At 41.5% G+C, this 13712-nt stretch carries 11 protein-coding genes; all 11 read left to right on the top strand.

Annotated features, from left to right (window positions below; genetic code table 11):
* The first annotated feature begins 10 nt into the window (after positions 1-10).
* A complete protein-coding gene (locus tag ACKLNX_RS03610) occupies positions 11-967 on the top strand; it encodes an AAA family ATPase (protein WP_412971252.1) in 957 nt (318 codons plus the stop codon).
* 6 nt (positions 968-973) lie between these two features.
* Positions 974-1960 carry a DUF58 domain-containing protein gene (locus ACKLNX_RS03605; protein ID WP_412971251.1) on the top strand — a complete coding sequence of 329 codons (987 nt, stop codon included), beginning with the start codon at positions 974-976 and terminating at the stop codon, positions 1958-1960.
* Entirely contained in the window at positions 1957-2535 is a 579-nt protein-coding gene (locus ACKLNX_RS03600) for a DUF4381 domain-containing protein (RefSeq protein WP_412971250.1), read from the top strand. The genes ACKLNX_RS03605 and ACKLNX_RS03600 overlap by 4 nt, the downstream gene beginning before the upstream one ends.
* Positions 2528-3577: a vWA domain-containing protein gene (locus ACKLNX_RS03595; RefSeq protein WP_412971249.1), complete on the top strand. Its 1050-nt coding sequence runs from the start codon at positions 2528-2530 to the stop codon at positions 3575-3577. Before ACKLNX_RS03600 ends, ACKLNX_RS03595 begins: the two co-directional genes overlap by 8 nt.
* Complete coding sequence (locus ACKLNX_RS03590; protein WP_412971248.1) at positions 3574-5532, top strand: VWA domain-containing protein; 1959 nt, start codon at positions 3574-3576, stop codon at positions 5530-5532. Before ACKLNX_RS03595 ends, ACKLNX_RS03590 begins: the two co-directional genes overlap by 4 nt.
* A 2-nt stretch (positions 5533-5534) precedes the next feature.
* Positions 5535-7274: a BatD family protein gene (locus ACKLNX_RS03585; protein ID WP_412971247.1), complete on the top strand. Its 1740-nt coding sequence runs from the start codon at positions 5535-5537 to the stop codon at positions 7272-7274.
* Positions 7275-7391: 117 nt separating this feature from the next.
* Positions 7392-9260, top strand: coding sequence for a DUF885 domain-containing protein (locus ACKLNX_RS03580; protein ID WP_412971246.1), 1869 nt, complete (start codon positions 7392-7394; stop codon positions 9258-9260).
* 205 nt (positions 9261-9465) lie between these two features.
* A complete protein-coding gene (locus ACKLNX_RS03575; RefSeq protein WP_411695421.1) occupies positions 9466-10023 on the top strand; it encodes a sigma-70 family RNA polymerase sigma factor in 558 nt (185 codons plus the stop codon).
* Positions 10016-10720, top strand: coding sequence for a DUF3379 family protein (locus ACKLNX_RS03570; RefSeq protein WP_412971245.1), 705 nt, complete (start codon positions 10016-10018; stop codon positions 10718-10720). The genes ACKLNX_RS03575 and ACKLNX_RS03570 overlap by 8 nt, the downstream gene beginning before the upstream one ends.
* A 211-nt stretch (positions 10721-10931) precedes the next feature.
* On the top strand, positions 10932-12452 hold the full coding sequence (putP, locus tag ACKLNX_RS03565; RefSeq protein WP_412971244.1) for a sodium/proline symporter PutP: 1521 nt from the start codon (positions 10932-10934) through the stop codon (positions 12450-12452).
* A gap of 23 nt (positions 12453-12475) precedes the next feature.
* On the top strand, positions 12476-13696 hold the full coding sequence (locus tag ACKLNX_RS03560) for an EAL and HDOD domain-containing protein (protein WP_412971243.1): 1221 nt from the start codon (positions 12476-12478) through the stop codon (positions 13694-13696).
* Positions 13697-13712 lie beyond the last annotated feature (16 nt).

The following is a 13712-nucleotide window of genomic DNA, read 5'->3' as shown; positions in this document are numbered from 1 at the left end:
AAAAATTACCATGGCAGTAGAAGAGTTTAAGCAATTACAAGCCCACTTAAATACGCAAGTAATTGGGCAACCGTCCCTTACTTTGAGCATTCTTATCGCCCTACTGGCTGATGGACACTTACTTGTTGAAGGCCCTCCGGGCTTAGCGAAAACCAGAGCCGTCAATTCACTCTCCGATGGTATCGAAGCCGACTTCCATCGAGTACAGTTTACTCCCGATCTTCTGCCCGCAGATTTAACAGGTACGGATATCTATCGACCTGAAACTGGGGAATTTATATTTCAGAAAGGACCTCTCTTTCACAACCTCGTGCTTGCAGATGAAATAAACCGTGCTCCGGCCAAGGTGCAATCAGCTTTACTTGAAGCTATGGCAGAACGCCAAATAACCGTGGGTAACAGTACCTATAAACTATCTGAGCTATTCTTAGTCATGGCCACGCAAAACCCTCTAGAGCAAGAGGGTACTTATCCTCTACCAGAAGCGCAGCTTGACCGTTTCTTAATGCATGTAGAGATTGACTACCCTGGCGCTGAGACTGAACTTGAGATTTTGCGATTGACGCGCGGTGAAGCCATTAAAGTTGCGAAGCCTATAGTTAAGAAGCTAACGCAAGATGACATAGCTAAAGCGCGAGCAGAAATAATGACACTGCATCTAGCGCCTGCGTTAGAGACTTATATTGTCCAGTTAATTATGGCAACTAGACGCCCTGAGAATTATGACCCTGAGTTAGCTCAATGGATAGAGTTTGGTGCAAGCCCGAGAGCTACAATGGCACTAGAACGCTGTGCGCGCTCGCATGCTTGGCTGAATGGCCGAGATTTTGTGGGGCCAGATGATGTGCAGGCGGTATTGCATAACGTACTTCGTCACCGCATTATCTTAAGCTACCAAGCACAAGCGGAAGGCGTTAACGCAAATACAGTCTTGGATAAAATCCTTAAGTTAGTGCCTGTTGGATAAAACCTCGTGATTGAGCCTCAAAAAATGGTAAGTCCTGAGAACATAAAGCTGTGGTTAGCCAAATATAAAACGAATGGCGTCGACATCGCTTTACCTGAACTCCTGTCCTATCGTTCGCTAGCACACTTATTGAATTTAAGTCCTTCTCGAGACATAGCTGGCGCTTTGTCAGGTGGTGACCGTTCAAAAATCAAAGGCCGAGGCATGGAATTTGATGAAGCTAGACACTACCAGCCGGGTGATGACATTCGCAGCATCGACTGGCGAGTAACGGCACGCACTGGAAAAACGCACACAAAAGTTTTTCGTGAAGAGCGAGACCGCCCTGTTTTCGTGTTTACTGACTTTACGCAATCAATGTATTTTGGAACGGCGTATTTATGTAAGTCAGTGCAAGCAGCTCACCTTTCAGCTTTAATCACTTGGAATGCGATTCAACGTGGTGACAAAGTAGGTGGACTGATTTTTAATAATCAAAAAGATGTTGAACTCAAACCTAAGGCTCAAGCAAAAAGCGCCCTAGCGTTGATGCAAGCAATGGTAGATATGCATCAGCCACAGTTTGAAGCACTGGAAATTGATGCGCAGGCGATTTTTCTTAAAGCCGTTCAACAATTGCAACATATTGCCAAACCGGGCGCTTTAGTTTATTTGCTCAGTGACTTTAACGGATTAAACGATGCGTCACTGGCAGTGATCAGTAATATCGCTCGACATTGTGAAGTAAAAGCTATTTTAGTAAATGATCCTATGGAGATTGCTCTTCCCAGTTCTTCAGTTCAACAAACGCTAACCATCACCAATGGTTTCGAGCGTCAGCAGGTCAATTTAGGCGAATCGGCAAGCAATAAAGAATATCAATCACAGCAGGCCTCGCATTTTAGAACGATTAAACAAGCATTTGCTAAATACGCTATTGGTCTCAGAACAGTCTCTTCAGCTTTGCCGATTGAGCAGCAATTGAATCAAAGAGATATGGGAGAACTATTATGAGTTCGCTGTTCACATATTTAAGCAATAAGATCACTTCGTCCAATGGACAATTAGACGCTGCGTTAGAAAACCTTGCCGATATTAGTGTGGGTCAAACGCCTTCCATGTGGCCATTGGCTTGGGGATGGTGGGTGTTAATAGCTTTAATAACAGTGCTACTTGCGATGATTATATGGCAGGCGATAGAGTTCGCACGCAAACGCAAAGTAAAACGACGCGCTTTAAAAGCGATAGCCAATATTGAAGAGCACGATGTTAAAAGCTTACAAAAACTGCATGCTATTCTACGTAGTGCGATTATTCATTATTTTCCAAACGAGAATATTAGCGGTATACAAGGCCATGCATGGCAAACGTTTCTGCACGAAAGAATGAGTCCTTCTCTAAAAGCTAATAGCGATGTAATTGCTCAACTTAAGGCACTTGAATCAAGTTTATATACAAAGTCCCCTAGCATTAGTGCTAATGAGGCGAAAGAAGCAGTTTCATTATGGATCAAGCATAGCTTACCACCTGCAAAAAACGCATCAGCTCCGAGTCAGAATGGAACAGAACAAGGAGTGCAGCATGTTTGAGTTTGCTTGGATCTGGGTGCTTGCCATTCTTCCGTTGCCATTGCTTGTATATTTCACATTGCCGCGCAAGGCAACAAGCGAGAGTGCGGCATTGCTAGTACCAAACTATTTGAAGGTACGAAGCGATGGTAAACAAAGTCAAAAGAAATCGAGTTCTCGTTTGTTTTTGGCGAGTTTAATTTGGTGTTGTTTGGTCGTAGCGGCGGCTAGACCTCAGTGGTTAGGTGAGCCTGTATCGATTCCAAATGAAGGTCGAGACTTGATGATTGCCGTTGATTTATCCGGCTCAATGAAGCAAGGAGATATGCGCATCAACGGACGTGAAGTTAACCGTCTAGTCATGACCAAGTATGTGTTAAGAGACTTTATTGAACGTCGAGTTGGCGATCGCTTAGGCTTAATTTTGTTTGCCGATACCGCCTATCTTCAAGCGCCGCTCACCTTCGACCGTGAAACCGTAAAAACCTTGCTAGATGAGTCCGTATTGGGCTTGGTTGGCGAGCGCACAGCTATCGGTGATGCAATTGGCCTTGCAGTGAAACGTTTCGATGATAAAGAAGAATCAAACAGAGTCCTTATTTTATTGACTGATGGTAGAAATACAGCTGGCAATATCACGCCAGAACAAGCCAACGAATTAGCGATTGATAAAGGCATCACTATTTACACCATCGGTTTAGGTGCAGAGGAGCAAGAAGTGGCAAGTGTGTTTGGTCGCCGAACCATTAACCCTTCCCAAGATCTCGATGAAGGTCTTTTACAAGACATTGCGAAATCGACTGGTGGACAATATTTTAGAGCGCGTGATACTCAAGAATTGGAGTCAATATACGAAACACTTGATAGGCTCGAACCCATCGAGGGAGAGGGCCAAAAGCTTCGCCCTCTTACGGCATTGTTTTATCTTCCACTAGGGGTAGCATTGCTAATTAGTGCTCTTTATTCTCTATTTTTCTTGTGCAAACACGTACTTATTAAGTGGCAAACACGTAATTCATCCAATGGAAGCAATACAGCTATGCAAACTGGGGGACAAAAATGATTGATTGGCAAGCATTTCACTTTGTTCGTCCTGAGTGGTTGATAGCAATCGTTCCTTTGGTAATTATTGCCCTTTTGCTAACTAGATTTTCCAGTAAGCAAAGCGGTTGGCAAGGCATCGTGTCAAATCACTTATATCAGCACCTTGTGGTAGCAAAAGATAAAAAATCGTACAAGCCTCCTTTCTATTTGCTTGGATTAGCATGGGTAGTAGCATCCATTGCGATGGCTGGACCCACTTGGCAGAAACTCCCACAACCGGTTTATCAGGTGTCTACTGGAAAAGTACTTATGCTAGACATGTCAATGTCGATGCGTGCAACTGATACTCAACCAGACAGATTAACGCGTGCAAAGTTTAAGGCGATTGATTTGCTCAATAGTTTACAAGATGGCGAAGTCGGTTTAGTTGTCTATGCGGGTGATGCATTTACAGTAAGCCCCCTCACCTCTGATGTAACGAATATTACGGCGTTAATTCCTAGTTTACGTCCTGAAATTATGCCAATCCCAGGTAGTAATCCATTAACAGCTATGGAAGAGGCTGAAAGGCTTTTGACATCCGCAGGATACACCAAAGGGGAGATATATTGGATTAGCGACGGCATTGAGTTAGATGACGTGCCAGACCTCCAATCACATATTGCGAAATCACCCTATCGCTATTCAATTCTTGGTGTTGGAACACAAAAAGGCGCACCAATTAAAATGCTTGATGGCGGCTTTATGAAAGATGCGAGAGGCAATATTGTTTTGCCAACTCTGAATAGCCGCTACTTTTCACAAGTATTAGGAAATTCAAACGGCCGATATACACCCATTCAAAGTGATAGCAGCGACATTGAAAACATGCAATTCACAGCGATCAATTTTGAGCAGGAAAAAGTCAACGACGACATCATGGGTCAAGGCGATCAATGGCAGGATATGGGAGCTTATTTAGTCTTACTAATACTTCCGTTTGCAGCCTATGCCTTCCGACGTGGAATACTTGTTGTAGTTTTAAGTACGATGATGTTCCTGCCATCAGAACCGGTCTACGCTGAAGTCGAACCGCCTTCGGATACTAATGCAAATGCCTCAGAAAAAGAAGTCAGCAAAGCTTCTGATTTACTGGCCGGTGCTTTTAAAAATGCAGACCAACTTGGGCTGGAGGCATATCAAAAGCAAAATTACGATAAAGCGAGTTCGATATTCGATGATGCCATGTGGAAAGGCGCTGCTTTGTATAAAAATAAAGACTATGAAGCCGCTTTGGAAACTTTCCAAAAAGTGCCCGGAGCCGAATCTGCATACAACCAAGGTAATGCCTTAGCACGACTAGGCCAGCTAGAAAAGGCAATTGAAAAGTATGAAGAGGCACTTCAAGAGCGACCTGGCCACAGCAATGCAATGGCAAATAAAAAGCTTGTTGAAGAATTACTGAATCAGCAACAAGAGCAGAATCAAGACGGTGAAAACCAAAATGGTGAGGATCAACAATCCGGCGACTCTGATAAAAACGACCAAGAATCTGGCGAACAGAGCAATGGTGAACAAGAACAAGGCGAGCAAGAAAACGGGAAGCAAAACTCATCTGAACAACAAGACCAACAATCGAAGCAACAAGAAAACTCTGAGCAAGATGGCCAACAAAACCAAAATGAAGAAAGCAAAGACAGCGAAGAGGAACGTAACAAATCTGAACAGCAAGAAGAAGCTAAGAATGAATCGGATGAAGCAAAGGAAAATGAAGGTGGAAGTGAAGGTGAAAGTGCAGAGCAAAAAAATAATTTAAAACAGCAAAAAGCTGTCGAAGACATGACCCCAGAAGAAAAAGAACAAATGCAACGTATGCAAATGCTAATGAATAAAGTGCCTGATGACCCGGCCTTTTTGTTGCAACGCAAAATGCTCTTAGAATCACAAAAAAGGCGAAGTGAGAGATTCTCTAAGCCTAATAAGAAGGATTGGTAGTAATGAAACACAATTCCGTTTGGTATTTATGTTTGGTGGTAATGCTTTTCTCTCTTGCATTAATGACACCCTATGAAGCAGCGGCTAAAATCACTGACTTACGTGTATCTGTTGATAAAAACCCAATCATGATAGATGAAGCAGTACAGCTTATTATTAGTGCTGAAGGTGAAATAACGTCAAAGCAAATTGACTTGTCAGCTTTGGAAAAAGACTTCAGAATGTCGAGCACTTCCATCAGTCAGTCGACACGTTCAATCAATTTCAACACAACAAAAACCACTACATGGGTAACACAACTATTTCCTAAAAAAGTAGGTAAATTTACTATCCCCTCTTTTGAAATGGACGGTCAAAAAAGCCAAGCATTCAATATTATTGTGACACCAGTTGGAAATGGTCAAGGTGCTACACCTAGAGACTTTTATGTCACTGCAAACGTGGATATGAAGGAAGTTTACCTACAACAACAAATCAAATACACCACAAAACTTCACCTTGCGAAAGATATCCAACGCGGTTCACTGCAAGCGCCAGAACTAGAAAACGCGATTGTTAAACAAGTGGGTGAAGATAAAGAATATGAAGACTTTCAAAATGGCGTTAGATACCGCGTTATTGAACGCACTTATGCGATTATTCCGCAAGCAAGTGGCGAATATGAAATATCAGGCACAGTGTTTAGTGGCGAAGCTGTAACTGATTCTCGCCAATCTTTTGGCTTCATTAGTCGAACCAAGCCTATTAACCGTGTCGCACCGAACATTAAAATAAACGTTTTACCGATACCTAATAATTATCAGGATCATTGGTTGCCCAGCGAGTTTGTTCAGTTAAACGAAGAATGGCAACAAGATCCGAGCAGCATCGTACTTGGGCAGCCTATCACTCGCACCATCACTCTGACAGCAGCAGGTTTGGTTGAGGAACAATTGCCAGAAATTGCTGGTTTATACCCACCCGATTTTAAAACCTATCCTGATCAAGCAACAACAAGCACCGTTGATAAAGGCGCTGTATTATTTGCTCAAAAAATTCAAAGCGAAGCGATCATTCCAAATAAGGTTGGTACTTTCGTTGTTGGCGAAGTTGTTGTGCCATGGTTCAACGTAGTCACTAAGCAAACTGAATATGCAAAATTGCCTGCTCGTTCGGTAGAAGTTTTACCACCAAGTGAAGATGCTGCATCAAATATAGAAGTAATTTCGCCGGTCAATCAAAAGCCGAGTACACAAATTGAAGAAAACTCACAAGGTAACAATAATCTAAATTTAGTGAACACCAATAGTGACAAATTTCAAATCGACTGGCTTCACATAAGTTTATTTGTACTCTGGCTTTTAAGTTTGCTTATTTTTGGGTTTATGATTGTTACAAATAAACGTAGCAATAATGATCAGCCAAATAACGCGAATGTTCACGATTCTGATGAAGCGGAATTGTGGAATACGCTGCGTAAAACTATCCAAATGAAGAATATTGAACAGACAAATCAGACATTACATGAGTGGTTAACAGTGCTAATTGGGCAAGATGTTAATTCCGTCAATCAATGTTTTACGCAATTAAATGCCGAAGTTTGTGTCCTTGAGTACAACAAAATGATGAAGTCTGCTTACGGTAATCAAGCGGGTACGTGGGAGAGCACTGCTTTACTAACCGCATTATCAAATTTAAGAGAGCAAACTATTCAGCAAAGACATGAGAATCAGGACAAATTTAGACTTTATCCTAAAACCTAAAACGTCTAAAGGTGAATACTTGACTCATTTGAGATCGATAGATGAACTTAGCGTTATTTCGCTATACTATTAGATAAATAGAAAACTAATTATAAAAACAGAAAACGGGAAAGGGACATGATAAAACGAAGCGTAAAAATAAGTATTCCTGCAAAACTATTCGCCGTATCGACAATAGTCATGGCAATGGCAGCCTGCAGCCCGCCATCAAACACTGACAGCCAGCAAACTCAGCCAGTGCAAACTCAGGAAGTAAAAAAACCGGCAACAGAGTCAGAACGACTAGCAGCTTTTTTTGCTCAGAGCAGAGAAACCGATTTGAAACGCTCTCCAATGGCCCAAAGTTACATGGGTATAAAGTGGGACTATGATAAATGGGGTGACTTTTCTGAAGCACAGGCAGATGAGACTCGTGCGCTGATGGAAGCCCGTTTAAAGCAAGCAAATGAATTTGACGAAAGCACCTTAAGCGATGCTGAAAAACTTAGTTTATCTATTTACAAAATCGACTTAGAACGCAAACTAGCCAACGATGAATTCAGGCACCATACTTATACAATGCACCAATTCAGTGCTTGGCATACAAGGATCCCCAGTTTCCTCATTAATATTCACCGAATTGAAAATGAAGATGATGCGAAAGCCTACATTAGTAGATTGAACAAAGTGGATGCGCTCTTCGATCAAGTTATTGAACAATTAAGAATTCGAGAAAAATTAGGCGTGATGCCACCAGCTTGGGCTTACGACCAAATGATGCAAGCCGCGGCAAATGTGATTAAAGGTAATCCTTTTGCTGAAAGCCCTGCTGACTCCACGATTTTGGCCGACTTTAAGAAAAAGCTAAGCGCATCAGGTTTAAGTAATGCCGAACAATATGGTTTAATTGCAGACGCAAAGGCAGCCTTACAAAACTCAGTCCAACCCGCTTATGAAAAGCTTCTTGCTGAACTGGGCAAACAACGCATGCTTACGCCTGAAGGTGATGGTGTGTGGCGCTTACCAAATGGCAGTGAGTGGTACCAAAACAGATTAAATTGGTTTACGACAACAGATTTAAGCGCTCAAGAAGTTCATCAAATAGGTTTGGATAACGTTGAGCGCATTCACAATCAAATGCGTGAAATCATGAAGCAAGTTAATTTCAAAGGCACATTGCAAGAATTTTTCTTATTCATGCGCAACGATGACCAATTTTACTATGAAGATTCAGACGAAGGTCGTCAGCGTTATATGACTGAAGCCAAGGATTACATCGATACGATGGAGGCTAAACTTCCAGAGTATTTTGGCTTAACTCCGAAAGCGCGAATGGTGGTTAAACGCGTAGAAGCATTCCGTGAAGAATCCGCGGGGAAAGCGTTTTATCAGAGTCCGTCGAAAGATGGCAGTCGTCCTGGTACTTACTACGCCAACCTTTTCGATATGCGCAGCATGCCAACATACCAAATGGAAGCTTTGGCTTATCATGAGGGAATTCCTGGTCATCACATGCAACGGGCTATTGCTCAAGAACTTGAAGGCATTCCTGAGTTTCAGAAATATGTTAGTTTCACGGCCTACACAGAGGGATGGGGTTTGTACACCGAAGAGTTAGGGAAAGACATGGGTTTTTACGAAAACCCCTACTCTGACTTTGGTCGCTTAGCCATGGAGTTATGGAGAGCTTGCCGACTCGTTGTAGACACGGGCATTCACGAAATGCGTTGGAGCCGCGAAAAAGCCATTCAATACTTAGTTGAGAATACGCCAAACCCTGAAGCTGACTCGGTTAAAGCAATTGAACGTTATATCGCAATGCCAGGTCAAGCAACTGCGTATATGATTGGTAAACTTAAGATAATGGAATTGCGTGATAAAGCTCAAGCTGAGCTAGGCGACAAATTTGATTACCGAGGCTTTCATGATGCAGTGTTAAAAGACGGTCCGGTTCCTTTAACAATTTTAGAAGACAACGTGAATAAGTGGGTTTTAGCCACGAAGTAACATACGCTACTTGATTTGTACTCATTTATTGAGTCATAGCAAATACCCATCTAAGCTTAAAATCGCATAACACCGAGTTGTGCGATTTTTTTTATTCTAAGTAGTAACAGCCTTCACAACCCTATCGAACCCGCAAAAATCAATGTTCGAACAATGCATTCAAATAAAGTACTCTCTGCGCAGTATATAAAAAAGAAGAATATTCATGTTTACCCGAAATAAAGTACAAGAGTCCTCGGTCTCTACTGACATGATGAAAAAACAAAAACGATATGAAGCGCTCGTTAAGGCATTACATGCGGATATTTTTCGATATGCAATGTGGTTAATCAGAGACAAAGCGATTGCAGAAGATGTTGTGCAAGAAACATTTTTAAGAGCGTGGAAATCTCTCGATTCGCTAAAAGACGAAGGCGCAGCCAAATCATGGCTAATCACCATTTTACGTCGCGAAAATGCACGTAGGTTTGAACGCAAGCAATTCGACCTAGTTGATATTGAGGATGTAGCAGTCGCCGACCCAAATGAATTAGGGGATGTCGCACTTGAACATCGAGAGTTAAGACGAATCATGGCGAATTTAAGTGAAGAATATAGAGAGCCATTAATGATGCAAGTATTGATGGGTTTTAGCGGTGAAGAAATTGCAGAGCAGTTGAATTTAAATAAGAACACCGTTATGACCCGATTGTTTAGAGCAAGAAATCAAATTAAAGAAGCCTTATTAGGCGATCAACCAAAAGGAGAACAGGTAAATGGATGAATTGACATTTCGTCGCACCATTTATGCTGAGCCAAATACAACCGATCCCGAAATTATTCAGGCGGCTAAAGATGACCCAGCAAAACAAGCGTTTTGGGATGAAGTAAAAACAATGGATGCGCAAATTGTGCAAGCAATGAACATTCCGGTACCGGAAAATTTCGCTGACAAACTCATTTTGCGTCAGGGACTGGACGAATTCTCTCAAAAACGACAAAAACGACCATGGTATTTCGCAATGGCCGCGTCACTGGCGATGGTTGCAGGCATTTCCTACATGACTTTGTTTGCAGGAAATAATGGCTTGGTTAATGATGTGTACGCTCACGTTAGCAGTGACTACATCATGAAAGAACTGTCGATGAGTCAAAGCAATGTGACTCAAGATTCTATCAACCAAAAAATGGCGAGTTTTAACGGCGTCATGTCGAAAGACATTGGTGAAGTTGTATCGGCAAACTACTGTTACTTAGACACGATCAAGAGCTTACACATGATCATTAAAGGTGAAAAGGGCCTCATTTCCCTCTTTGTAGTACCCGACAGTGAAAGTAAAGGCTTGCAAGAAACGTTTAGTAATAGTGAATTTGTTGGAACTTCATTCCTCTTAGAATCGGCAAAAATTATCATTGTTGGCAACAACACAGATGATGTATCTCAGTTACAAAAAGTAGCGAAAACATCGTTTAGATTTTAAAATCGAATACTTCCCCCTGAGCAACTCTGACCGCAATGACTTATGCATTGCGGTTTTTTTTGACTGAATTTAATGCTCGCTTAGGCATATATCATATCGAGCCTATTAAATTTATTAAAATCAGAATCTTACATTCACTACTAACGTAAGTTGAGCTTAAAGTCGCTTATCTGTTACCATCAACACAATAATAAAAATAACAGAGGTTTTTATGGAAACAGGTACTTTAATATCTTTAGCTCTCTACTTTATTGCTATGATTGGAATAGGCGTTTACGCATATCGAAAAAATGAAGATACTTCCTCTGGCTATTTATTAGGTGGCAGAAAGTTAAGTGCCCCTGTTGTCGCACTATCAGCAGGTGCTTCAGATATGAGTGGCTGGATGTTATTGGGAATTCCTGGAGCAATGTATTTGTCAGGGGCATCTTCATTATGGATTGCTTTTGGTCTATGTTTTGGTGCATGGTTGAATTATATTTTTGTAGCACCCAGATTGCGTGTTTTCACCGAAGTCGCGAAAGATGCGATAACCTTACCAGACTATTTTGAGAACCGTTTTTACGATAAAAGCCGCTCTTTAAGAATTATTGCCTCCATCGTTATTATCATATTCTTCACACTTTATACTTCATCTGGCATTGCCGCCGGCGGAAAGTTATTCGAATCTTCGTTCGGCTACAACTATGAAGTAGGTTTATACATCACAGCCGGCGTAGTGGTCTGTTACACGCTATTCGGTGGCTTTATGGCCGTTAGTTTGACTGATTTTGTGCAAGGCGTAATCATGTTCATCGCGTTAGTGATGGTGCCGACCGTTGTTATATTTGAACTCGGTGGCATCAACAGTACACTCGACCTTTTATCGGCAACTGACAGCAATCTTCTTTCCTTGTTTGTGGATGCTAGTACGGGTGCAACCATAAGCTTCATCGGTATTGTTTCATTGATGTCGTGGGGTTTAGGTTACTTTGGTCAACCTCACATAATTGTACGCTTTATGGCTATATCGAGCATAAAGGAAATGCCAACGGCACGCAGAATTGGCATGTCGTGGATGATTGTTTCTATCTTCGGAGCTGCAGCGACAGGTTTATTTGGCCTCGCTTATATGAATTCAATTGGTCAAACTTTAGATGATCCAGAAACTGTTTTCATCACCTTGTCACAATTACTATTTCACCCTTTAATTGGTGGTTTTCTTCTGGCCGCAATCTTAGCTGCGATTATGAGTACAATCTCTTCACAGCTACTAGTGACATCAAGCTCACTAACAAGAGATGTATATGTGACCTTTCTTGATCAAGAGTGCAGTGAGCACAAACAAGTAATAATCGGTCGAATCAGCGTTGCCTTAGTTGCAGTAGTGGCGATTGCACTTGCCTATGACAAGAATAGCAGTATATTAACCTTGGTGAGTAATGCTTGGGCTGGCTTTGGTGCTGCATTTGGCCCATTAGTATTGTTCTCATTGCTGTGGAAAGATATGAGTCGAATAGCAGCACTTGGTGGAATTGTGAGTGGCGCAGCTACTGTATTAGTATGGATTTATGCACCATTGGGTGAAAATGGCGGTTCTATTTACCCAGAACTTTATGCGATCATTCCGGGCTTTATTGTATCTAGTATTGTAATTGTCATTCTGTCCTTACTGAAGCCAGAAAAAGACGAAAATATACGCTCACTTTTCTCTTCTTTTGCCGATATGTATGCTAAAGAAAGTAAAAAATAAATGACAGGACAACAAATCTAAATATGGGCTTTTTTGCTGCTCGCCAACCTATCCTTGATAAAAACAAGGAGCTCTTTGGGTACGAATTACTTTTTCGTACTAGCTTGGACAACGTTTTTCCTGATGTTGACCAAGAAAAGGCGACGTCTAAGATGATAGAAGGCTTGCAGTTAGATCTTGGCTTAGACCGACTTGCCGATGGCAAAATGGCCTTTATTAACTTTACTCAGCAAACCTTACTTGGGGGCTACCCCGAATTGCTGCCGAAAGAAAAAGTTGTCGTTGAAATACTTGAAACCGCACGTCCAACCAAAGGACTTTACAAAGTATTTCAACGGCTTCATCAAAAAGGCTACGTTTTAGCCTTAGACGATTTTATTCACGACGATAAATGGACGCCTTTTTACGAGTATGTAGAAATCGTTAAAATTGATTACCTCGAAAGCTCGGCTGAAGAAGTGCACAGAACCATTGCTGCGGTTAAAAAGTTTCCTAAAATTAAATTGCTTGCTGAAAAGGTAGAAACCAATCAGCAGTTTGAGGAAACTTTAGAATTAGGATTTGATTACTTTCAAGGCTACTTTTTTAGTCGCCCTGAAGTCATGAAAAGCTTGTCATTAACTCCGGGGCAAGCCTCTATTGCAAGTTTAATGAACAAGTTGTCTGTTGAAGATCCAGACTTTAGTCAAATTGCTCAGCTATTTGAATTGGATGTTACCCTTTCATTTAAGCTTCTGAGATACACGCAATCAGCCATTTTTAAACGTCGCAATCCAATAAAAACCATTAAGCAAGCTGTGCTGGTGTTAGGTAAGTATGAATTACAGCGCTTTGTGGGATTACTATTTGCTGCACAATTTATTGGCGATAAACCGCAAGAGCTAATTCGTTTATCCATGCAACGAGCTAAATTCTGTGAGTTACTCGCTCCGCATTGCATGCAAAGAAACAGCAGCTCATCTGCATTTCTAACAGGTATGTTATCGCTAGTAGACGCGATGCTCGATGCAAATTTAGTAACGGTAATTAATGACTTGCCATTGTCTTCAGAAATAAAGTTAGCCTTAACTGAAAATAAAGGTTGGCTGGCTGATTGCATTACCTTGTGTCAACATTTCGAAAAAGGCAACTGGCAGGAAATGGAAGATAACTGCAAACGATTGAATATTTCTTACACTCAAATTCTTGATGAATACGAAATTGCAGGTATTTGGGCTGAAGAAAAGATGTTAGAGCTCTTGTAGACCCTAAACTCAGTCA

Origin of the sequence: Glaciecola sp. MF2-115, assembly GCF_047250385.1 — a bacterium.
GTDB lineage: Bacteria > Pseudomonadota > Gammaproteobacteria > Enterobacterales > Alteromonadaceae > Glaciecola.
This window is presented reverse-complemented; position numbering and strand designations above follow the sequence as displayed.

Coding starts and splice junctions, on each gene's coding strand:
- ACKLNX_RS03575 (WP_411695421.1), top strand. CDS start 9,466: ATGTTTACCCGAAATAAAGTACAAGAGTCCTCGGTCTCTACTGACATG.
- putP (WP_412971244.1), top strand. CDS start 10,932: ATGGAAACAGGTACTTTAATATCTTTAGCTCTCTACTTTATTGCTATG.
- ACKLNX_RS03595 (WP_412971249.1), top strand. CDS start 2,528: ATGTTTGAGTTTGCTTGGATCTGGGTGCTTGCCATTCTTCCGTTGCCA.
- ACKLNX_RS03590 (WP_412971248.1), top strand. CDS start 3,574: ATGATTGATTGGCAAGCATTTCACTTTGTTCGTCCTGAGTGGTTGATA.
- ACKLNX_RS03585 (WP_412971247.1), top strand. CDS start 5,535: ATGAAACACAATTCCGTTTGGTATTTATGTTTGGTGGTAATGCTTTTC.
- ACKLNX_RS03580 (WP_412971246.1), top strand. CDS start 7,392: ATGATAAAACGAAGCGTAAAAATAAGTATTCCTGCAAAACTATTCGCC.
- ACKLNX_RS03610 (WP_412971252.1), top strand. CDS start 11: ATGGCAGTAGAAGAGTTTAAGCAATTACAAGCCCACTTAAATACGCAA.
- ACKLNX_RS03600 (WP_412971250.1), top strand. CDS start 1,957: ATGAGTTCGCTGTTCACATATTTAAGCAATAAGATCACTTCGTCCAAT.
- ACKLNX_RS03560 (WP_412971243.1), top strand. CDS start 12,476: ATGGGCTTTTTTGCTGCTCGCCAACCTATCCTTGATAAAAACAAGGAG.
- ACKLNX_RS03570 (WP_412971245.1), top strand. CDS start 10,016: ATGGATGAATTGACATTTCGTCGCACCATTTATGCTGAGCCAAATACA.